General features: G+C 70.2%; 19 protein-coding genes, 1 tRNA gene and 1 riboswitch. Of the genes, 14 read left to right on the top strand and 6 right to left on the bottom strand.

Annotated elements, in window-relative coordinates; genetic code table 11:
• The first annotated feature begins 173 nt into the window (after window positions 1-173).
• The 6 genes from AB0L75_RS09695 to AB0L75_RS09720 all read left to right on the top strand — a co-directional run bounded on the left by AB0L75_RS09695 (window position 174) and on the right by AB0L75_RS09720 (window position 6,247).
• Window positions 174-1,331 (top strand): transglycosylase family protein, encoded by a 1,158-nt coding sequence (locus AB0L75_RS09695; RefSeq protein WP_365177776.1) that lies wholly within the window; start codon window positions 174-176, stop codon window positions 1,329-1,331.
• A 185-nt stretch (window positions 1,332-1,516) separates the two neighbouring features.
• Window positions 1,517-1,691: riboswitch (cyclic di-AMP (ydaO/yuaA leader) on the top strand.
• A gap of 4 nt (window positions 1,692-1,695) precedes the next feature.
• Window positions 1,696-2,409 carry a transglycosylase family protein gene (locus tag AB0L75_RS09700; protein ID WP_365177779.1) on the top strand — a complete coding sequence of 238 codons (714 nt, stop codon included), beginning with the start codon at window positions 1,696-1,698 and terminating at the stop codon, window positions 2,407-2,409.
• A gap of 364 nt (window positions 2,410-2,773) precedes the next feature.
• Complete coding sequence (gene eno, locus AB0L75_RS09705) at window positions 2,774-4,060, top strand: phosphopyruvate hydratase (protein WP_365177782.1); 1,287 nt, start codon at window positions 2,774-2,776, stop codon at window positions 4,058-4,060.
• A 98-nt stretch (window positions 4,061-4,158) separates the two neighbouring features.
• Window positions 4,159-4,635 carry a septum formation initiator family protein gene (locus AB0L75_RS09710; protein ID WP_365177785.1) on the top strand — a complete coding sequence of 159 codons (477 nt, stop codon included), beginning with the start codon at window positions 4,159-4,161 and terminating at the stop codon, window positions 4,633-4,635.
• A gap of 46 nt (window positions 4,636-4,681) precedes the next feature.
• Window positions 4,682-5,209, top strand: coding sequence for a DUF501 domain-containing protein (locus AB0L75_RS09715; protein ID WP_365177788.1), 528 nt, complete (start codon window positions 4,682-4,684; stop codon window positions 5,207-5,209).
• A gap of 66 nt (window positions 5,210-5,275) precedes the next feature.
• A complete protein-coding gene (locus AB0L75_RS09720; protein WP_365177790.1) occupies window positions 5,276-6,247 on the top strand; it encodes a Ppx/GppA phosphatase family protein in 972 nt (323 codons plus the stop codon).
• An 88-nt stretch (window positions 6,248-6,335) separates the two neighbouring features.
• Here the strand turns inward: AB0L75_RS09720 and AB0L75_RS09725 are convergent, their stop codons facing one another.
• Window positions 6,336-6,566, bottom strand: coding sequence for a hypothetical protein (locus tag AB0L75_RS09725; RefSeq protein ID WP_365177793.1), 231 nt, complete (start codon window positions 6,564-6,566; stop codon window positions 6,336-6,338).
• 560 nt (window positions 6,567-7,126) lie between these two features.
• Here AB0L75_RS09725 and AB0L75_RS09730 point away from each other — a divergent pair.
• A complete protein-coding gene (locus AB0L75_RS09730; protein WP_365177795.1) occupies window positions 7,127-8,506 on the top strand; it encodes an NAD(P)/FAD-dependent oxidoreductase in 1,380 nt (459 codons plus the stop codon).
• 107 nt (window positions 8,507-8,613) lie between these two features.
• Here the strand turns inward: AB0L75_RS09730 and AB0L75_RS09735 are convergent, their stop codons facing one another.
• On the bottom strand, window positions 8,614-9,264 hold the full coding sequence (locus AB0L75_RS09735; protein WP_365177798.1) for a hypothetical protein: 651 nt from the start codon (window positions 9,262-9,264) through the stop codon (window positions 8,614-8,616).
• Window positions 9,265-9,513: 249 nt separating this feature from the next.
• Here AB0L75_RS09735 and AB0L75_RS09740 point away from each other — a divergent pair, with 249 nt between their 5' ends.
• Window positions 9,514-10,806 carry a cyclopropane-fatty-acyl-phospholipid synthase family protein gene (locus AB0L75_RS09740; protein ID WP_365177801.1) on the top strand — a complete coding sequence of 431 codons (1,293 nt, stop codon included), beginning with the start codon at window positions 9,514-9,516 and terminating at the stop codon, window positions 10,804-10,806.
• Between the two features lie 88 nt (window positions 10,807-10,894).
• On the opposite strand, the gene AB0L75_RS09745 is transcribed toward AB0L75_RS09740, so the two are convergent.
• Both AB0L75_RS09745 and AB0L75_RS09750 read right to left on the bottom strand, forming a co-directional pair.
• Window positions 10,895-13,423, bottom strand: coding sequence for an FtsX-like permease family protein (locus AB0L75_RS09745; RefSeq protein WP_365177803.1), 2,529 nt, complete (start codon window positions 13,421-13,423; stop codon window positions 10,895-10,897).
• Window positions 13,423-14,193, bottom strand: a complete 771-nt coding sequence (locus tag AB0L75_RS09750; RefSeq protein ID WP_365177806.1) for an ABC transporter ATP-binding protein — start codon at window positions 14,191-14,193, stop codon at window positions 13,423-13,425. Before AB0L75_RS09750 ends, AB0L75_RS09745 begins: the two co-directional genes overlap by 1 nt.
• Before the next feature lie 412 nt (window positions 14,194-14,605).
• On the opposite strand from AB0L75_RS09750, the gene AB0L75_RS09755 reads away from it, so the two are divergent.
• Window positions 14,606-14,692, top strand: a tRNA-Leu gene (locus AB0L75_RS09755).
• Window positions 14,693-14,783: 91 nt separating this feature from the next.
• Here the strand turns inward: AB0L75_RS09755 and AB0L75_RS09760 are convergent.
• Complete coding sequence (locus AB0L75_RS09760; protein ID WP_365177809.1) at window positions 14,784-15,044, bottom strand: hypothetical protein; 261 nt, start codon at window positions 15,042-15,044, stop codon at window positions 14,784-14,786.
• 164 nt (window positions 15,045-15,208) lie between these two features.
• On the bottom strand, window positions 15,209-15,616 hold the full coding sequence (locus tag AB0L75_RS09765) for a helix-turn-helix transcriptional regulator (protein WP_365177812.1): 408 nt from the start codon (window positions 15,614-15,616) through the stop codon (window positions 15,209-15,211).
• Window positions 15,617-15,848: 232 nt separating this feature from the next.
• On the opposite strand from AB0L75_RS09765, the gene AB0L75_RS09770 reads away from it, so the two are divergent.
• The 5 genes from AB0L75_RS09770 to AB0L75_RS09790 all read left to right on the top strand — a co-directional run.
• Window positions 15,849-16,064 (top strand): hypothetical protein, encoded by a 216-nt coding sequence (locus AB0L75_RS09770; RefSeq protein ID WP_365177815.1) that lies wholly within the window; start codon window positions 15,849-15,851, stop codon window positions 16,062-16,064.
• Window positions 16,065-16,108: 44 nt separating this feature from the next.
• Entirely contained in the window at window positions 16,109-16,327 is a 219-nt protein-coding gene (locus AB0L75_RS09775) for a hypothetical protein (RefSeq protein ID WP_365177817.1), read from the top strand.
• Window positions 16,328-16,429: 102 nt separating this feature from the next.
• Window positions 16,430-18,355, top strand: coding sequence for a hypothetical protein (locus AB0L75_RS09780; RefSeq protein ID WP_365177820.1), 1,926 nt, complete (start codon window positions 16,430-16,432; stop codon window positions 18,353-18,355).
• A gap of 80 nt (window positions 18,356-18,435) precedes the next feature.
• Window positions 18,436-19,119 carry a hypothetical protein gene (locus AB0L75_RS09785; RefSeq protein ID WP_365177823.1) on the top strand — a complete coding sequence of 228 codons (684 nt, stop codon included), beginning with the start codon at window positions 18,436-18,438 and terminating at the stop codon, window positions 19,117-19,119.
• A 180-nt stretch (window positions 19,120-19,299) separates the two neighbouring features.
• Window positions 19,300-20,095, top strand: a 796-nt coding sequence (locus AB0L75_RS09790; RefSeq protein WP_365177826.1) for an FAD-dependent monooxygenase, incomplete at its 3' end; no start/stop codon positions are given.

Raw genomic sequence — 20,095 nt, forward strand, 5'->3', positions numbered from 1 at the left:
GCCGTAGAGCCGTAGAACGGTGAACATCAGGGACGTTCAATTCCGTGATCTTCACGTGATCTGCGCGGCATGAACTTGTGACAAGTGATCGTCTGCCGATACGTTCACCCATCAGTGTGGCGAGGGGTACCAGTTCGCCACGCCGGTTCTGCTGTCGCACGAAAGGCTTCCGCATGCTCTCCGGGAACGGTCGTCACCGTCGCCCCCGTCAGGCTCCGGCCCTCCTCGTCGCGGCCGGAGTGACCGGCTCCGCCATCGCCCTCCCACTGCTCGGCGCCGCGAGCGCCCACGCGGCCGACGGCACCACCTGGGACAAGGTCGCCGAGTGCGAGAGCGGCGGTTCCTGGAGCGCGAACAGCGGCAACGGGTACTACGGCGGCCTGCAGATATCGCAGGGCGACTGGGACAAGTACGGCGGCACGCAGTACGCCGACAGCGCCGACCAGGCCAGCCGCTCCCAGCAGATCGCCGTCGCCGAGAAGATCCTGGCCGACCAGGGCACCAAGCCGTGGACCATGTGCGCGCTGACCGCCGGGCTGACCTCCAACTCCGGTTCGGTCGACGTGGACACCGGTGTCGGTGGCTCCGGCGGCTCCGGCGGGGCGAGTGACGGGTCCGGCTCCGCCGATACCTCCGACTCGTCCGGTCTGTCGGATTCATCCTCGCCGGGCTCCGGTTCCGACTCCGGTACCAGCTCCGGCTCCGGTTCCGACGCGGGCTCCGCGTCCAACTCCGCTTCCGGCTCCGATTCCTCGGGCTCTCCCTCGTCCCACTCGCCCGCCACGCCGAGCACAGGCACGGGCGCAGGCAAGGGACAGGACCAGGGTCAGGGGCAAGGCCAGGGTCAGGGGCAGGGCGAAGGGGCCACCAAGACTCCGGAGGCGACCGGCGACCCCACGGGCACCAGCACGCCCAAGTCCGACAAGGGCGACAAGTCCGGTTCGGGCGGAGATGGGGATCAGCAGGGGAGCGACAGCTCTCCCTCCGTGACCCCCGGTACCGACGACTCGGACAAGTCCCAGCAGTCCGCCGGTTCTTGGAGCCTGGTCGACACCGGCGCGCTCAGCAGTGGCGGGCGTCACCGTGGCGGTAGTGCGGACGAAAGCGCGGCAAACGGTCAGAACGGTACATCTTCTGGCCGTCACGCGACCCGCGAGCCGGGCGCGTACATCGTCCGCGAGGGCGACACCCTCGTCTCCATCGCCGACTCCCTTGGTGTCGACGGCGGATGGCATGCGCTCTACGACGGCAACAAGAAGGTCATCGGCGCCGACCCGAACCACATCACTGCCGGTCAGACCCTGAAAGTCGAGGGCGAAAAGGGCGATTGACAGGGAGAGTTGGCGCCCCACTTCATGCCTAATGTCCGGTTTGGCGAAAGTGTGGGATGAGTCTCAGAAGCCCTGATCGTCTTTGAAATTCCCTCGATCACGTGGCTACGGTCAGGATCGCTCGTCACCACGAGCCCCGGCATCCGCAACGCCGAATCCTGCCAGCGGTCGCCCGGGAACAGTCGTCGCGTCAAGCGCCGTAGGCAGGAGCGGGGGACCCAAGGTAGGTGCTGGAACCGGCGGTTGACGCCGGAACCGGCTTGGGGTGAAGCCGCAGGCCCGCGACAGCGGGCGTGCGGCCGGGCAACTCAACCGGCCCGAACCCGACAGCTCACCTCGCAGGCGTCGGTGAGGGGATCCTTCCATGCTGTTTTCCGGTAAGGGCAAGCACCGTCGCCCGTCCAAGGCCGTTCGTGTCGTCGCGCTCGCCGGTGTCACCGGTGCCGCCGTGGCCGCCCCGCTGATGGCGGCCGGCAACGCCTCCGCCGCCACCGCCTCCGAGTGGGACGCGGTCGCCCAGTGCGAGTCGGGCGGCAATTGGTCCATCAACACCGGCAACGGCTTCTACGGCGGTCTGCAGTTCTCCGCCTCCACCTGGGCCGCGTACGGCGGCACCGCCTACGCCTCGACGGCCAACCAGGCCACCAAGGCGCAGCAGATATCCGTCGCCGAGAAGGTCCTCGCCGCTCAGGGCAAGGGCGCCTGGCCGGTCTGCGGCACGGGCCTGTCCTCCGCCGCCTACAACGGCTCCGCCCCGAGCACCAGCTCCTCGAACAGCTCGTCCGGCTCGTCGAGCAAGAGCGGCAGCACCGCCACCACCCGCTCCACCGACCAGCAGGCCGCCTCCCGCTCCGCCGAGCGCACGGCCCCGGCGAAGAGCAAGACCGTCACCACCCCGACCGGCAAGACGGTCAAGAAGGGCGACGGCGAGTACAAGGTCGTCACGGGCGACACCCTCAGCTCCATCGCCGTCAAGCACCACGTCCAGGGCGGCTGGCAGAAGCTCTTCGAGCTGAACAAGGACATCGTCGAGGACGCCAACCTCATCTACCCGGGCCAGCAGCTGCACCTGAAGTGACACCTGGCTCCCAACGGACCCACAGTGCCCTCACATCCCCGGCCCGCACACTGAAGGCCTTGTGAGGGCCACCCCCGTCCCCACGGGCTCCCCGTCCCGGCGCGTGTTCCCCCGTACGCGCCGGGGCGGGGTTTTTATGTGCCGCTTTCCCCCCTCTTCACCTCGGCTTTCCCACTCTTCATCTCGGCCTCACCCGGAACCCCCTTTGTTCCGTCGATGAACAATGGGTACCGTCTGCGTGTCCTCCCCGCCCACGGGAAGGTCGGTCAGTGGCCGATCCCCCGGAGACGGTTAGGCTCTAGTCGCAAGGCACAGCCGTAAGGCACACGCGCCCCGCACTTCCAGCGTCACATCCAAGAAGGAGATGCTCGTGCCGTCCATCGACGTCGTCGTAGCCCGGGAAATCCTGGACTCCCGAGGCAACCCCACGGTCGAGGTCGAGGTCGGCCTCGACGATGGCAGCACGGGTCGTGCCGCCGTCCCGTCCGGCGCCTCCACCGGTGCCTTCGAGGCCATCGAGCTGCGCGACGGTGACCCCAACCGCTACCAGGGCAAGGGTGTCGAGAAGGCCGTCCTCGCCGTCATCGAGCAGATCGGCCCCGAGCTGGTCGGCTACGACGCCACCGAGCAGCGCCTGATCGACCAGGCGATGTTCGACCTGGACGCCACCGACAACAAGGGCTCCCTCGGCGCCAACGCCATCCTCGGCGTCTCCCTCGCCGTCGCCCACGCCGCCTCCGAGGCGTCGGACCTCCCCCTCTTCCGCTACCTGGGCGGTCCCAACGCGCACCTGCTGCCGGTGCCGATGATGAACATCCTGAACGGCGGCTCGCACGCGGACTCCAACGTGGACATCCAGGAGTTCATGATCGCCCCGATCGGCGCGGAGTCCTTCTCCGAGGCCCTGCGCTGGGGCACCGAGGTCTACCACACGCTGAAGAAGGTCCTGAAGAGCAAGGGCCTGTCCACCGGCCTCGGCGACGAGGGCGGCTTCGCCCCGAACCTCGGCTCCAACCGCGAGGCCCTCGACCTGATCATCGAGGCCATCAAGGAGGCCGGCTACGCCCCCGGCCAGCAGATCGCCCTCGCGCTCGACGTGGCCGCCTCCGAGTTCTACAAGGACGGCAAGTACCTCTTCGAGGGCAAGGAGCGCTCCGCCGCCGAGATGACGGAGTACTACGAGGAGCTGGTCGCGGCCTACCCGCTCGTCTCCATCGAGGACCCGCTGTTCGAGGACGACTGGGCCGGCTGGAAGGTCATCACCGACAAGCTCGGCGACAAGGTCCAGCTGGTCGGCGACGACCTGTTCGTCACCAACCCCGAGCGCCTGGCCCGCGGCATCGAGGAGGGCACCGCCAACGCCCTGCTCGTGAAGGTCAACCAGATCGGCTCGCTGACCGAGACCCTGGACGCCGTCGAGCTGGCCCAGCGCAGCGGCTTCAAGTGCATGATGTCCCACCGCTCCGGCGAGACCGAGGACGTCACCATCGCCGACCTGGCCGTCGCCACCAACTGCGGCCAGATCAAGACCGGCGCCCCGGCCCGCTCCGAGCGCGTCGCCAAGTACAACCAGCTGCTGCGCATCGAGGAGATCCTCGACGACGCCGCGGTGTACGCCGGCCGCAGCGCCTTCCCGCGCTTCAAGGGCTGACCCAACCTGGGGTAAGGCTGAGCCCGTCGTACGTACGTCCCCGTACCCGGTCCCGTACCGTGTGCGGGGACGTACGCACGTATCAGGGAGGCGGGGACATGGCCGTGAAGGACCGGGACCGGTTCTCCACCGCGACCAGGCTGCGGCTGCTCGGCGAGCAGACGGCGGCCCGGGTCTACCGCTCGCAGACCAAGCGGCAGGCCCGCCGCTCCCGGCTCACCGGCCGGGCGGCACTGCTCGCGCTGGTGCTGTGCTCGATGATCGTCGCGCTCGCCTATCCGATGCGGCAGTACGTCTCCCAGCGCGCGCAGATCTCCGACCTGCGGCGGCAGCAGGAGCAGGCCGCCAAACGGGTCGAGCAGCTGCGCGACCTCAAGGCGCGCTGGCAGGACGACTCCTACGCCGAGCAGCAGATCCGGCTCCGGCTGCACTATGTGATGCCCGGGGAGACCGGGTACATCGTCGTCGACCCGGGCACGGCCAAGCAGACCCGGGCCGACCTCCGGGCCGCCCAGCGGCCCTGGTACGCGAACATCTGGGACGGGGTCGACAAGTCCGACGCCTCCGACCAGTGACCGGCCCCACGCCGGCAACCGACAGAAAGCCATCCTGAAAGCAGTCATGGAAACGCCCCCGCCGCCCACTCCGCGCACCGAGCCCACCGAAGCGGACGTCGAGGCCTTCAAGCAGCAGCTGGGCCGTCCGCCGCGGGGCCTGCGGGCCATCGCGCACCGCTGCCCCTGCGGTCAGCCGGACGTCGTGGAGACCGCGCCGCGGCTGCCCGACGGCACGCCCTTCCCGACGCTGTACTACCTCACGTGCCCGAAGGCGTCCTCCGCCATCGGCACGCTGGAGGCGAACGGCGTGATGAAGGAGATGACCGAGCGGCTGCAGACGGACCCCGAACTGGCCGCCGCGTATCGCTCCGCGCACGAGGACTACATCCGGCGCCGGGACGAGATCGAGGAGCTGACGGGCTTTCCGAGCGCGGGGGGCATGCCGGACCGGGTGAAGTGCCTGCATGTGCTGGTCGCCCACTCGCTGGCCGCCGGGCCCGGGGTGAACCCGCTCGGTGACGAGGCGATCGCCATGCTGCCGCAGTGGTGGAGCAAGGGGGCGTGCGTCGATCTCGGCGCCGCCGCGGAGTGACCGCCGGCCGAGTCCGGCACCAGGGGGCGCAGGCCCGCTGTGAAGCGAGAGTAGAAAGGCCCGCTCATGACCCGCGTCGCTGCCATCGACTGCGGCACCAACTCCATCCGGCTGCTGGTCGCCGATGTGCATCCCGAGACCGGTGAACTCGTCGACCTGGACCGCCGGATGACGATCGTGCGGCTCGGCCAGGGTGTCGACCGTACCGGCCGGCTCGCCCCGGAGGCGCTGCAGCGGACGTTCGCCGCCTGCCGCGAGTACGCGGAGATCATCAAGAAGTACGGCGCCGAGCGCCTGCGCTTCGTGGCCACCTCCGCCTCCCGCGACGCCGAGAACCGGGACGACTTCGTGCGCGGTGTGCTGGACATCCTCGGGGTCGAGCCGGAGGTCATCACCGGCGACCAGGAGGCCGAGTTCTCCTTCACCGGCGCTACCAGGGAGCTGACGGGACGGGCGGACCTCACCACGCCGTATCTCGTCGTGGACATCGGCGGTGGCTCCACCGAGTTCGTCGTGGGCGAGGAGCATGTCCGGGCGGCGCGCTCGGTGGACGTCGGCTGTGTGCGGATGACGGAACGTCATCTGGTGCGGGACGGCAAGGTCTCCGACCCGCCCGGCGAGGAGCAGATCGCCGCGATAAGGGCCGACATCGAGGCCGCCCTGGACCTCGCGGAGCAGACGGTGCCGCTGCGTGAGGCGCACACCCTGGTGGGCCTCGCCGGGTCGGTCACCACGGTCTCCGCGATCGCCCAGGAGCTGCCCGAGTACGACTCCGCGCGTATCCACCACTCCCGGATCTCCCACGACCGCGTCCGCGAGATCACCGAGTGGCTGCTGCGCTCCACGCACGCCGAGCGCGCCGGGATCCCGTCCATGCACCCCGGCCGGGTCGACGTCATCGGCGCGGGCGCCCTCGTGCTGCTCGCGATCATGGAGCGGATCGGTGCCGAGGAGGTCGTGGTGAGCGAGCACGACATCCTCGACGGCATCGCCTTCAAGGTGGCGGAAGAGGCGGAGTCGGGCAAGGCCGGCCACTGACCCGCGGTGACGTGGCACGGCCCCGGTTCCTCATGGGCAGGAACCGGGGCCGTCGCCTGAGCCCGAGCAGGGCCGGGCAGGCCGTCAGCTAGCAGAGAAGGGCGATGAGGGCGATGCACCCGTTGTTACCGTCGTCTTCGTCGTCATGTCCGCCATGGCCGCCGATGGGGGCGGCCGCCTTGGTGATGACGTGAGAGGCGGGCGGCGCGGCCACGGCGGATGCGGCCGTGGCCGTACCCGTCGCGAGAGCGATGCCCAGGACTGCGCTGACCGCGCATATTCGCGAGAAGGCCTTGAAGGCCAGCTGTGAAGTGTTCATGGCTGGAACGCTATGGCCGGTTCCGTCCGTTATCACGCTGTACGCGGCTGACGGGTGAACGGCGCGGCATCTAACGGTCCGTCCGGGTGGGTTCCCTTGCTGCGGCTGTTGCCCGGCTCTCATTTGTTACTGACGGGTAGCCGTTGGTTGAGCAGGTCGGATAACGTTTGAGCGGCTTCCCGGGCCGCTTCGGGGCCCCTCGGTGACGTGGCGTCGGAAAACTTCGTGAAGTTCTTCACAAGGATTTCGGCCCGGTCGGCGTACAGGAAGCCCCCTGTTGGCCCTTTCGGGGGGTGAAGGGGCCTTTGAACGTGTTCAGATGGGGGTCGTACGCCGCCTTCGGATCGCGTGTCGACGGCGGTGTTTCGCGCGGCTCACGCCCTCGCCCTCGACCGAGAGAGGCAGCTCACGCGGCATTGACAACGGATCAGGGGATACCGCGGTTCCCCTGGCCGGTCATGATCTGCGTCACGCGAGCCGCGGAGTGTAGCACAGGGCCTGCCGGACCTTGTGAAGGGGCGCACGAGCGACCCCCTAGTGGCGGGTGGATACTCGATGGCATGAGCACCACGGAGCGTCCCAGGATCCTCGTAGTAGGCGGTGGGTACGTAGGCCTGTACGCAGCTCGGCGCATCCTCAAGAAGATGCGCTACGGAGAGGCGACCGTCACGGTCGTCGACCCCCGGTCGTACATGACCTACCAGCCCTTCCTCCCCGAAGCCGCCGCCGGCAACATCTCCCCTCGCCATGTCGTCGTCCCGCTGCGGCGCGTGCTGCCGAAGGCGGAGGTCCTCACCGGCCGGGTCACCACCATCGACCAGGACCGCAAGGTCGCCACGATCGCCCCGCTGGTGGGCGAGGCGTACGAGCTGCCCTTCGACTACCTCGTCATCGCGATGGGCGCGGTCTCCCGCACCTTCCCGATCCCCGGCCTCGCCGAGCAGGGCATCGGCATGAAGGGCATCGAGGAGTCCATCGGCCTGCGCAACCACGTCCTCGAGCAGCTGGACAAGGCCGACTCCACGACCGACGAGGAGATCCGCCGCAAGGCGCTGACCTTCGTCTTCATCGGTGGTGGCTTCGCGGGCGCGGAGACCATCGGTGAGGTCGAGGACATGGCCCGGGACGCGGCCAAGTACTACAAGAACGTGTCCCGCGAGGACATGCGCTTCGTCCTCGTCGACGCCGCCGACAAGATCCTGCCCGAGGTCGGTCCCAAGCTCGGCCAGTACGGCAAGGAGCACCTGGAGAGCCGTGGCGTGGAGATCTACCTCTCCACCTCGATGGACTCCTGCGTCGACGGCCACGTGGTGCTGAAGAACGGCCTCGAGGTCGACTCCAACACGATCGTCTGGACCGCGGGCGTCAAGCCGAACCCGGCCCTGTCCCGCTTCGGTCTCCCGCTCGGCCCGCGCGGCCACGTCGACTGCGAGACGACCCTCCAGGTCAAGGGCACGGACTACATCTGGGCCGCTGGCGACAACGCCCAGGTCCCGGACCTCGTCGGCCGCAAGGCGGGCAACGAGAACGCCTGGTGCCCGCCGAACGCCCAGCACGCGCTGCGCCAGGCCAGGGTCCTCGGCGACAACGTGGTCTCCGGTATGCGGGGCTTCCCGCAGAAGGACTACGAGCACGCCAACAAGGGTGCGGTCGCGGGGCTCGGCCTGCACAAGGGCGTGGCGATGATCGTCATGGGCAAGATGAAGATCAAGCTCAAGGGCCGTCTCGCCTGGTACATGCACCGCGGCTACCACGGCATGGCGATGCCGACCTGGAACCGCAAGATCCGCGTCTTCGCCGACTGGACGCTCGGCATGTTCCTCAAGCGCGAGGTCGTCTCCCTCGGTGCGATGGAGAACCCGCGCGAGGAGTTCTACGAGGCCGCCAAGCCGGCGCCCGTGGCTGCCGCCAAGACCGAGGAGAAGGCCAAGGCCTCCTGACCCCGGTCAGCTGAAGACGCCGAAGGGGCCGCCTGCCATCCGTGGTGCGGGCGGCCCCTTCGGCGTGTGCGGACACCGGTCCCGCCGAGGCCGGTGACGCTTTCCGGTCAGGTGGACACGGCGGACGCCTCGGCCCGCGGGGCGCCGTGGTGGGGGACCTTGATGCTGTCGAGCACCTGCTGGTAGTCCCGGTCGACGGCGGCCTGCTGCCCGCCGCGGCCGACGGTCATGAGCATGATCGAGTGCTTGCCGAGGTCGACGATGCGGATGTGCCCCACCTTGCCGTCGACGCCGACGAGTTTCGCCTCCACGTAGTGGTCGCCGTCGTGCGTGGTGCCGTGATGGACGTCGGTGCTGGTCAGTTCGGCGCCGGCATCGACGCTGTTGTAGCCGTCCAGTGCGGCCTTGAGGCCTCCGTCGAGGTCCCACGGTCCGGTGGCCGCATCGGGCTTGTCGTAGACCGAGAAGCCCGTGGCCCCGTATCCGGTCGTCACCAGGTAGTCACGGATGGCGACTCCGGCCGTGGTGTCCTTCTGGATGTCGGGCTTTCCGGGAAGCCGGACGGTGACGCCGCTCGCGGTGTCGTCGATCTGCTTCCATTGCGTGTCGGCGTCGGCGCGGTGGGCGGCGGTGACGGCGGCGGTCCGCGGGGCCGCCGGGGCGGCGAACGCGCTGCCCTGCGACAGCACGCCTGCTGTGATGACGGTCGTCGAGGCGGCGAGCAGGGCGAGGCGCTGGAACCTGGAAAGACGAATCATGGCGATGCACATCCGATGAGGAGAAGAAGCCGGGTACGTCACCCATTACGGCCGGGCTTCCGATGCCCGTCACGCCCCTGCAAGTCGTGACTTGACCGACGGCCGGACTTGGCGCACACTTCACGCCAATCTGTGTGGCCTATACAGCTATTTTGCCCAGTTGTAACTCCGTTGCGGGACTGCGCGCGAGAGCCGACGGTGTTTACGTGATGACCGGCATCCGGGATCGTCGTCTTGGAGGTGTGCGCCATGGCCGACGCCGCGTCGCGGCTGAGGAGTCTTGCCGAGCAGCTGCTGGGAGTCCCGCTCCCGCTCCGGCTGCGGGCCTGGGACGGATCGCAGGCCGGGCCACCGGACGCGCCGGCGCTCGTCGTGCGCAACCGCCGCGCCCTGCGCCGCATGCTGTTCAAACCGGGCGAGTTGGGCCTGGCCCGCGCCTGGGTCGCCGGTGACCTGGAGGTCGAGGGCGATCTCTACACCGCGCTCGACGCGATGGCGGGACTGGTGTGGGAGCGCGGGGACGGCGCCCGCGGCCTCGTCGAGAGCCTGCGCGACCCCGCCGTACGGGCCGCCGTACGCGAGCTGCTGAAGCTCGCCGGGCCGCCGCTCCCGCCGGCCCCGCCGCGCGAGGAGGTGCGCAGGCCGCGCCGGCGTCTGCACACCCGGCACACCGACAAGCGGGCCATCAGCCACCACTACGACGTCGGCAACGACTTCTACGAGCTGGTCCTCGGCCCGTCGATGGTCTACTCGTGCGCCTACTGGGAGGACGGCGGGTCGCTGGAGACCGCCCAGCGCGACAAGCTCGAACTCATCAGCGCCAAGCTCGGCCTGACGCCCGGTCAGCGGCTGCTGGACGTCGGCTGCGGCTGGGGCTCGCTGGCCATCCACGCGGCCCGTGAGCACGGCGTGAGCGTCGTCGGGGTCACGCTGTCGCAGGAGCAGGCGGCGTACGCCCGTAAGCGCGTCGCCGACGAGGGGCTGACCGACCGGGTGGAGATCCGGGTCCAGGACTACCGGGACGTCGCGGACGGCCCCTTCGACGCGATCTCCTCCATCGGCATGGCCGAACACGTCGGCGCCGAACGCTATCTGGAGTACGCGAGCCAGCTGTACACGCTGCTCAAGCCCGGCGGGCGGCTGCTCAACCACCAGATCGCCCGCCGCCCGCAGCGCGACGAATCGGCGTACGAGGTCGACGAGTTCATCGACGCCTACGTCTTCCCGGACGGCGAACTCGCCCCCCTCGGCACCACCGTCACCCAGCTGGAGCGCGCCGGGTTCGAGGTGCGGGACGTGGAGTCCATCCGCGAGCACTACGCCCGCACCCTGCGCCAGTGGGTCGTCAACCTGGAGGCGGACTGGGACCGCGCGGTCCGGCTCAGCAGCCCCGGCCGCGCCCGCGTCTGGCAGCTGTACATGGCCGCCTCCGCGCTCGCCTTCGAACGCAACCGGATCGGCGTCAACCAGGTCCTGGCGGTCCGCACCCCGGAGCCGGGCGGGTCCGGGCTGCCGCTGCGCACCCGCACCTGGAACACCTGACAGCGGGCGCGACGCCCGACAGCGGCTACGACAGGAGGGGCCCCGCGCGTTGCGGGGCCCCTCCTGTGTCGTACGGCTGTGGTGACGGCTACTCGGCCTTGATCGCCGCCAGCATGTTCAGCCGGGCCGCGCGCCGGGCCGGCCACAGGGCGGCCAGGACGCCGACCACGCCCGCCAGCAGCAGGAAGACCGCCATCCGGCCCCAGGGCAGGACCAGTTCGTACGTCGGCATCTTCGTGCCCAGCAGCTGACCGGCCGCCCAGCCGAAGAACACGCCCAGGCCGATGCCGAGCACGCCGCCGAACAGGGAGATCACCAGGGACTCCAGGCGGACCATCCGCTTGATCGCCTTGCGGTCCAGGCCGATCGCGCGGAGCATGCCGATCTCCTGGGCGCGCTCGAAGACCGACATGGCCAGGGTGTTGATGACACCGAGGACCGCGACGATCACCGCCATGCCGAGCAGGCCGTAGACCATGTTCAGCATCATCGTGAACATCTTCGCGATGTCGTTGGAGATGTCCTGCTTGTCCTGGATCTTGATCGCCGGGTTGTCGCCGAGGACCTTGGTCAGCTTGTCCTTGGCCGCGCCGGTCGCGCCGCCCGCCGTCTTGACCATGACCTGCATGTCGGCCGGGTCCTTCAGATGCGGGGTGACGACCGCGTCGTCGAGGATGATCCCGTTGATCATGTCGTTGCCCTCGTAGACACCGGCGACCGTCAGCGACTTCGCCTTGCCGTCCGCGAAGTGCGCGGTGAACTGCGAGCCGGGCGTCCAGCCGTACTCCTTGGCCCGGTCCTTGTCCACGACGACCTGCGAGCCGCCCACCGTGAAGGTGCCGCTGTCCACCTTGAGGTCGGTCAGCTTCGTGATGGACGAGCCGTCGACGCCGGTCAGGAACTCGGTCTTGCCGTCGATCCGGGACTCGGCGTTGCGCAGCGGGCTGCTGGCGGTGACACCGGAGGCGGCGGCGACCTTCGTCGCCACGTCCGGGGAGAGCGGGGAGCGGTTGGCCATCGAGACGACGTAGTCCGCGCGGATCGCCGAGGAGGCCATCTTGTCGATGGAGGTCTGCAGGCTGCCCGCCATCACCGTCATGCCGGTGATCAGGGTCAGGCCGATCATCAGCGCGGAGGCGGTGGCCGCCGTACGGCGCGGGTTGCGCACCGCGTTCTGGCGGGCCAGCTTGCCGGAGACGCCGAAGGCGCGCAGCACCGGGGTGGCGGCCGCGATCAGCGGCCGGGACAGCAGCGGGGTCAGGATGAACACGCCGATGATCAGCAGGACGGCGCCGAGGCCCATCGGGCCCTGGGCGGAGTCGGCGTCCATCGTCGTGCCCGCGAGGACCACGGCGACTCCGGCCGCCGCGAACAGCGCGCCGAGCGTGTTGCGCAGCACCAGCGACTTGGTGCCGGCCTTGGCGTGCACGCTGCTCATCGCCGCCACCGGCGGGATCTTCGCGGCCCGGCGGCCGGGCAGCCAGGCGGCCAGCATGGTGATGAGGATGCCGACCGAGAGGGCGGCCACCACGGTGCCGGGGCTGATCACCAGCGGCCCGTCGGGCACGCTCGCGCCGAAGGAGCCCAGCAGGGCGCGCAGGCCCGCGCCGATGCCGATACCGGCGGCCAGACCGGTCACACCGGCGACCGTGCCGACCGCGAACGCCTCGATGAGCACCGAGCGGGTGACCTGGCGGCGGGAGGCGCCGACCGCGCGCAGCAGGGCCAGTTCCCGGGTGCGCTGGGCGACCAGCATGGTGAAGGTGTTGGCGATGATGAACGTGCCGACGAACAGCGCGATACCGGCGAACACCAGCAGCGTCTGCTTGAGCCCGCTCATCGAGTCGGCGATCGCCTTCGCCTGGTCGTCGGCGAGCTGCTTGCCGGTGGTGGTCTCCACCAGGTGCGACGGCAGTGCCTTGTCCAGCCCGGACTTCAGCGCGGACTGGCTGGTGCCGGCCGCGGCCCTGACGTCGATCTCGTCGTACGCGCCCTTCTTGCCGAACAGCTTCTGCGCGGTCGGCGTGTCGAACAGGGCGAGGCTGCCGCCCGCCGCCACGTTGCCGTCGTCGGTGGTGAAGATGCCCGCGACGGTCGGGGTGAGGACCGGGCCGTCGACGGAGAGCCGCACGGTGTCACCGACCGCGTAGCCGCCCCGCTGCGCGGTCTTGGAGTCGAGCAGCACCTCGTCCTTGCCGTGCGGGGCATGGCCGCTGACCAGCGGGTACCGGGCGTCCTTGGTGCCCCAGTAGTTGCCGCCGGCGGACTGCCAGTCGCCGCCGAGCAGCTTGCCGTCCTTGTCGGCGACGGCGGTGAAGCCGGTGACGACACCGGTCGCGGAGGCGGCGCCGGGGGTCTTCGCGGCCTTGTCCAGCAGGGCCTGGGTCAGATCCGGCGTCTTGCCGACCTTGTCGCCCTCGGAGTCCTGGTACGTGGGCCGTACGGCGACGTCGACCTGGTCGAAGCCCTTCGCGGAGCTTTTCTGGTAGGCGTCGGAGATGGTGTTGGTGAAGACCAGCGTCCCGGAGACGAAGGCCACGCCGAGCATGACGGCGAGCACGGTCATCAGGAGCCGGGCCTTGTGCGCGAGAACGTTGCGCAGGGCGGTGCGGAACATCAGCTGGTACGGCCCTTCGCGTCGAACTGCTTCATCAGGTCGAGGACGGAGTCGGCCGTCGGGCCGTGGATCTCGTCGACGATCCGGCCGTCCGCGAGGAAGACCACGCGGTCGGCGTAGGCCGCGGCGACCGGGTCATGGGTCACCATGACGACGGTCTGGCCCAGTTCGCGCACCGAGTTGCGCAGGAAGCCGAGCACCTCGGCGCCGGAGCGCGAGTCGAGGTTTCCGGTCGGCTCGTCGCCGAAGATGATGTCCGGCTTGGAGGCCAGGGCGCGGGCGACGGCCACGCGCTGCTGCTGGCCGCCGGAGAGCTGCGCGGGCCGGTGGCTGAGCCGCCCGGACAGGCCGACCATCGAGATCACCTGGTCCAGCCAGGCCCTGTCGGGCTTGCGGCCCGCTATGTCCATCGGGAGGGTGATGTTCTCCAGGGCGGTCAGCGTCGGCAGTAGGTTGAAGGCCTGGAAGATGAAGCCGATCTTGTCGCGGCGGAGCTTGGTGAGCTGCTTGTCCTTCAGGGACCCCAGCTCGGTGTCACCGATGCGCACGGACCCGGACGAGAAGGTGTCGAGGCCCGCCACACAGTGCATCAGCGTGGACTTGCCCGAGCCGGACGGGCCCATGATCGCGGTGAACTCGGCCTGCCGGAAGTCGACGGAGACCTGGTCCAGGGCGACCACCCGGGTCTCACCCTGCCCGTAGATCTTCGACAGCTCCGAGGCGCGTGCGGCCACGGCGGTGGTCCGGCCGGCGGTGGGTGTGGTGGTCACGGGAAGGTGCTCCTGTCGGGACGACGTGTTCCATGGGGACTGCTTCCATCGTCCCGGCGCCAGGACGCCGTGTAGTCAGTCGCTGTTCCGGTTCCTGGGGACGACTCCGGTCGGACGGGAGAGCGCTGTGTCATACCTGGGGAGGACACCCGCCCCTGAGAGAGGCGCGGCCGAATCAGTGTCGAACGCCGTCAAGAACGGGTGGTACGCCCTCGTTCAGACGGTGAAATTCCGTCATTCCACGTACGGGCGTATCCCCGTCACGCCACGCTGTTGGCAAGTGCGGATGGCTCGTTCCGCGGGCTGATGCACCCTCAGACGTCAATAAAATAAGACAACATCGGTCCGCCCTTCCGCTGTTCGGGGGATGCGTCCCGATAGGCTCGAACCTCGAAGCGGAGCCCCATGGCCTGCCCGGATGGTGGAATGCAGACACGGCGAGCTTAAACCTCGCTGCCCCTTCGCGGGCGTGCCGGTTCAAGTCCGGCTCCGGGCACCAACCGCGCCTCGGCCGCGGGAGCGGACCTCCCGTCGATCACCCTCGGATGACCCTCGTGCGGCCCTCGCGTCACCCTCGTGCAGGCCTCGTATCACCCCTCGTACACCGTCAGTACCGCGCCGTCCACCTCGATGCGCCGGCCCGCCCGGAGGCCGTCGGTACGCAGGGTGCGCAGGCAGGTGCGGAACAGCTTCAGCTCGTCCGCGTCCAGGATCGCGGCCGCCAGGTCCAGCAGCTCGGTCACCGCGTCCTCGGTGAGCACGTCAGGCAGCTCGCCGGAGAGCAGGACGACCGATTCACCGGCGGGGCCCCGGACCACCGCGGTGGCCGGCCCGCCATGCACGAACAACACGTTCCCCCCAAAGGGCCCGGGGTCGTGCGGCTGTCGCTCCTCGGGCAGGACGAGAGACTAGCGGGGGATCTCGGTCCATTCGGGCGCAGTTGCAATTTTTCCGGCGCGGCTGCGGCGGAGCCGGCCGTCACCGCTTCGGCCCGGCGCGCGTGCGGCCGGATCGGTCACTTCTCGGGTGCCGGCCGTGCGGAACGGCCCAGCAGGGACTCGACCAGGGCGGCGACATGCCGGCGGTCCTCGGTGGACAGCTGCTGCACGCTGGCGATGAGCAGGTCCACCTCGGGGTCGGCGCTGCGGGCGGCCGTGCCGTCGGCGTCCTGGCCGGCCGGGGCGCCGTAGACATGGATGCCGCAGGCCTCGGCCGCGGCCCGGCGCACGGTGTCGAGTGGCAGCTGGAGCCCCTTGGCCAGGCCTTCCAGCGTGGTCGCCTGGGGCATGCGGACGACCCGGTCGGTGGTGGCCAGGTGGTGGACGGTGGAGCGGGGTACGCCACCGCGCCGTGCCACGTCGCCGTAGGACCAGCCTTCGCGGTCGAGACGCTCACGGATCAACTGCTGCAGTGCGTTGGCCACCGAAGTCCACTTCCTGCTCGCCGCTCGGCCGAACCGTCCCTGTCGGCGCCGATTCTACGGGCGGGTATCCGGGCCGCCGAAAGGGTGATTCACCGAACGGGTTGCGGAGCGGTGCCGCGAGGCCCTAGTGTCCAATCTCGTTGGACAGTTCGTCCGACCAAATTGGACAGAGTCCGGGGGGAACCTGACTCTCTCCGATCAGAACCGCCTGTTTCCCGAGGGGGAATCGATCATGTTGAACGCCCATGAGCTGGACGCCGAGTCCGCGGAGCTGCTGCCCGGCCGCGAGGCCCTCGGCCGGCTGAAGTTCAGCTTCGGCAAGACGCTCAACGTCACCAAGCACGTCGCGAACATCGACGCCCACAACGAGTCGGCCGCCATGAACGACCACTCCTCGTGGTCCGTGGCCGACTCCGGCGCCTGCCAGAGCATCAGCGTCAGCCAGTGACGCGCGCACCCCACTTCGACACCCATCACGAGAGGACTTTCATCATGAGCATGGACATGCGCGAGCTGGACGGCGAGTCCGCGGAGCTGCTGCCGGGCCGCGAGGCCCTCGGCCGGCTGAAGTTCAGCTTCGGCAGGACGCTCAACGTCACCAAGCACGTCGCGAACATCAACGCGCACAACGAGTCGGCCGCCGTGAACGACCACTCCGCGTGGTCGGACGCCGAGTCGGCGGCCCAGCAGACGATCACCGTCCAGCAGTAAGGGCACCGCACGACGACAGCCGCGGGGACGGACCACCGACGGGCGTGCGCAGTGGTCCGCCCCCGCGGCGATGCCGGGGGGAAAGGTGGGGGGAGACCACAGATGACGGTGCTCGACGAAGGCGCCGACGCGTTGTACGACACCGGCCCGGTGCCTGGGCCCGGGGGCTGGCCGGTGACGTACGAACAGGTGACGACGGGCAGCCTGCCGGCCGTCGGAACGCCGGTCCGGCCGGCCCCGCGGCTGAGCGCGGGGCTGCGGCTGCACGGCGAGTACCAGGGCTCGGGCTTCACCGAACCGAAGTACATCGCCCGTCGGGGGGACGGGCAGGTCGTCCAGCTCTCGCGGCTGCTGTACCTGGTGGCGTCGTCCGTCGACGGTATCCGTGACGTCGACACGATCGCCCACCGGGTCAGCGCCCGCTACGGCCGCGAGGTCAGCGGCGAGAACATCCGCTATCTGCTGGAGAACAAGCTCCAGCCGCTCGGCGTGACCGTGCCCGAGGGCCAGGAGGACGACGAGGTCGACGCCCCGCGCTCCGACCTGCTGCTCGCCCTCAAGGGCCACCGGGTGATCTTCGACGAGCGCCGCACGGCGCGCATCGCCAGGGCCCTGGCCTGGCTGCACCGCCCGGCCGTGGTCACCGCCGTCCTGCTTGCGGCCGTCGCCCTGGACACCTGGCTGTTCGGCTTCTTCGGGGCGATCGAACCGGTGCTGGAGGTCCTGGACCAGCCGGTGCTGATCCTCATCGTCTTCGGGCTCACCGTGGCCTCGCTCGTCTTCCACGAGTTCGGCCACGCCTCCGCCTGCCGCTACGGCGGCGCCCGGCCCGGCTGCATCGGCTGCGGGCTGTTCCTCATCTGGCCGTCGATGTACACCGACGTCACCGACGTCTACCGGATCTCCCGCTCGGGCCGGCTGCGCACCGACCTCGGCGGGGTGTACTTCAACGTCGTCTTCATGCTGGCGATGGCCGGGGCCTACTTCGCCACCGGGGCGCAGTTCTTCCTGGCCGCCGTCTACCTCGGGCACTTCGAGATCCTGGAACAGCTGATGCCGGCCGTCCGCCTGGACGGCTACTACATCCTCGGCGACCTCGCCGGAGTGCCGGATCTCTACGGCAAGATCAAGCCGATCCTGCTCTCGCTCCTGCCCGGCGCCGCGGGCCGCGCGGCGCGCACCGAGGTCGCCGGACTGAAGAAGTCCGCGCGCACCGTCGTCGCGGCCTGGGTGCTGACGATGGTGCCGCTGATCGCCGGCGAGCTGGCGTACGCGCTGTGGAACCTGCCCCGGATCCTCACCACGATGGTCCGCTCGCTCGCCGGTCAACTCCTCGGCACCGGCGAGGCGTTCGCGCACGGGCAGATCGTCGCCGGGCTCGTCGGAGTGATCGGCAGCGTGATGCTGCTCTGCCCGATGGCCGGTGTCGTCTATCTGTCCGTGAAGATCGGCGGCCGGCTGCTGCGGGCCGCGAAACGCGCGACCGCCGGACGGCCCCGGCTGCGGCTGGCGCTGTGCGTGCTCGCCCTCGCCGGGCTGACCGGGCTCTCCTACGCCTGGATGTCCGGGGCGACGCCCCAGCCGCTGCCGAAGAAGCCGCCGATCGCACCGATCCTGCAGCCGGGGGTGCCGACCGGGGAACCCGCACCGCCGGACGCCTCGGCCCCGGCCCGGGGCGGGCACGGCGGCCACGGCACCGGCGGCGCCGCCGCGTCGCCGTCGGCCGTGCCGGGGCCCGCCACGCCGGCGCCGGGGGACGGTCCGTCGCCGGGCGTCTCGGGCAGCGCGTCCGCCTCCGCGCCGCAGCCGTCGGCGTCCGGCCCGGCGCCGGGCGAGCCGACGGGTTCCCGGTCCCACCAGCCGGAGTCCTCCTCCGGCGGCACGTCCGCGGTTCCGGCCCCGCCCACCAGTGCGGACCCCGGCCCGCCGTCCGCCTCGCCGACCCTGTCGGAGAGCGTCCCCGCGTCGCCCTCGGCGCCCGTCTCCGTACCGCCGACCGGCGGCTCGCCCGCCCCGGCGTCGCCCTGACACCTCGTCCACGCCCGGGCCTGACGCCCCGTCCACTCCCGGAAGGGAGCCCAGTCCTCATGACACCACTGGAGATACCCATGAGCAGCCATCGCAAGGCACGCTCCGGCAAGCACCCCTTCACCCGCCGAGCCCTGCGCACCGTCCTCCTCGCGGCCGGTGCCGCCTCGGCCGCCGGTGCCGCCGCTGCCGTACCGGCGCAGGCCGTGACCGGTGTGACGCACGCGGCCGTCGCGTCCGACCACGTCTTCAGCCACGCCGACCGCGCGCATCACACCGAGGCCCGGGACTCCTTCACCGTCCGCCAGTTCGGCACGGTCGACGCGGTCGGCGTACGCAACCAGGCCAACGCCGTCTCCGCGGGCTGCTCGGCCGACGACCACTGCCGGTCGGTCGCGCTGTCCTTCCAGATCGTCACGGTCGCCGGCGAGCACACCCACCTCGATGCCGCCAACTACAGCGACGCGGCCGACAAGGGGTGCACCGGCTGCCAGACCCTGGCCGGCGCCTACCAGTTCGTGGTCTCCACGCCCACCCCGTTCGGCCTCGACGCCGACACCCGGGGCCGGCTCGACGACATCCACCGCCGCCTGGACGCGCTGACCCGCTCCACGCTGCCCGCCGCCGAGCTGAAGACGCAGGTCGACGGCTTGGCCGGCGAGGTCACCGCGGTGCTGCGGGACGCCGTGGCCCACGCCCCGAGGACCGAGGCGCAGCCCACTGTCACGCTCCACCGCCACCTGGACGGCTGGCCGGGCCACTGACCGCCCCGCCCCCGTCCCGTACGGCCCCCGCCGGTTGCGCGAACGCCTCCCGCGCACCGGTGGGGGCCACGCCGTGTCCGGCCATTGACATCGGATGCCCCCCCGGCGGAGACTCGGCGCCAATAAGTGAAGAAAGGTTCACTGGACGAACGCCTGGAGTCGACCCGAAGGGACGAACCGATGCGTACCACCGTCGGGATCATCGGAGCGGGACCGGCCGGACTGCTGCTCGCGCGGCTGCTGCACCGAGCCGGCATCGACGCGGTCGTCCTGGAGAGCCGCGGCCGCGCCTATGTCGAGCACCGCCAGCGCGCCGGGATCCTGGAACAGGGCACGGTGGACGTGCTGCGCGCCGCCGGCGCCGGGGAGCGGATGGACCGGGAGGGGCTGCGGCACGACGGCATCGAGCTGCGCTTCGACCGCCGCCGCCACCGCGTCGACTTCCCCGGCCTGACCGGCGGTCGGTCGGTGATGGTGTACGCCCAGACCGAGGTCTGCAAGGACCTGATCGCCCTTCAGCTGAAGGAGGGCGGACCGCTGCTGTTCGAGGCGGAGGCGCTGGCGGTCGAAGGCGCGGACAGCGACCGGCCGCGCATCCTGTTCCGGCACCAGGGCCGCGAGGACGTGCTGGAGTGCGACTACGCCGTCGGCTGCGACGGCTTCTGGGGCGTGGCCCGGCAGGCCTTCCCGGCCGCCCTGTCCCAGGTGTTCGAGCGGACGTACCCCTACGCCTGGCTCGGCATCCTCGCCGATGTGGCGCCCTCGCACGACGAACTCGTCTACGCCCGCCACGAACGCGGCTTCGCCCTGTCGTCCATGCGCCCGCCCGTCACCCGCCGCCACCCTTCCAAGGAAGTCGCTTCGCTCCCTATTGATTCCCCCGTCACCCGCCGCCACCCTTCCAAGGAAGTCGCTTCGCTCCCTATTGATTCCCCCGTCACCCGCCGCCACCCTTCCAAGGAAGTCGCTTCGCTCC

Source organism: Streptomyces sp. NPDC052101 (genome assembly GCF_040680235.1).
Lineage (GTDB): Bacteria > Actinomycetota > Actinomycetes > Streptomycetales > Streptomycetaceae > Streptomyces.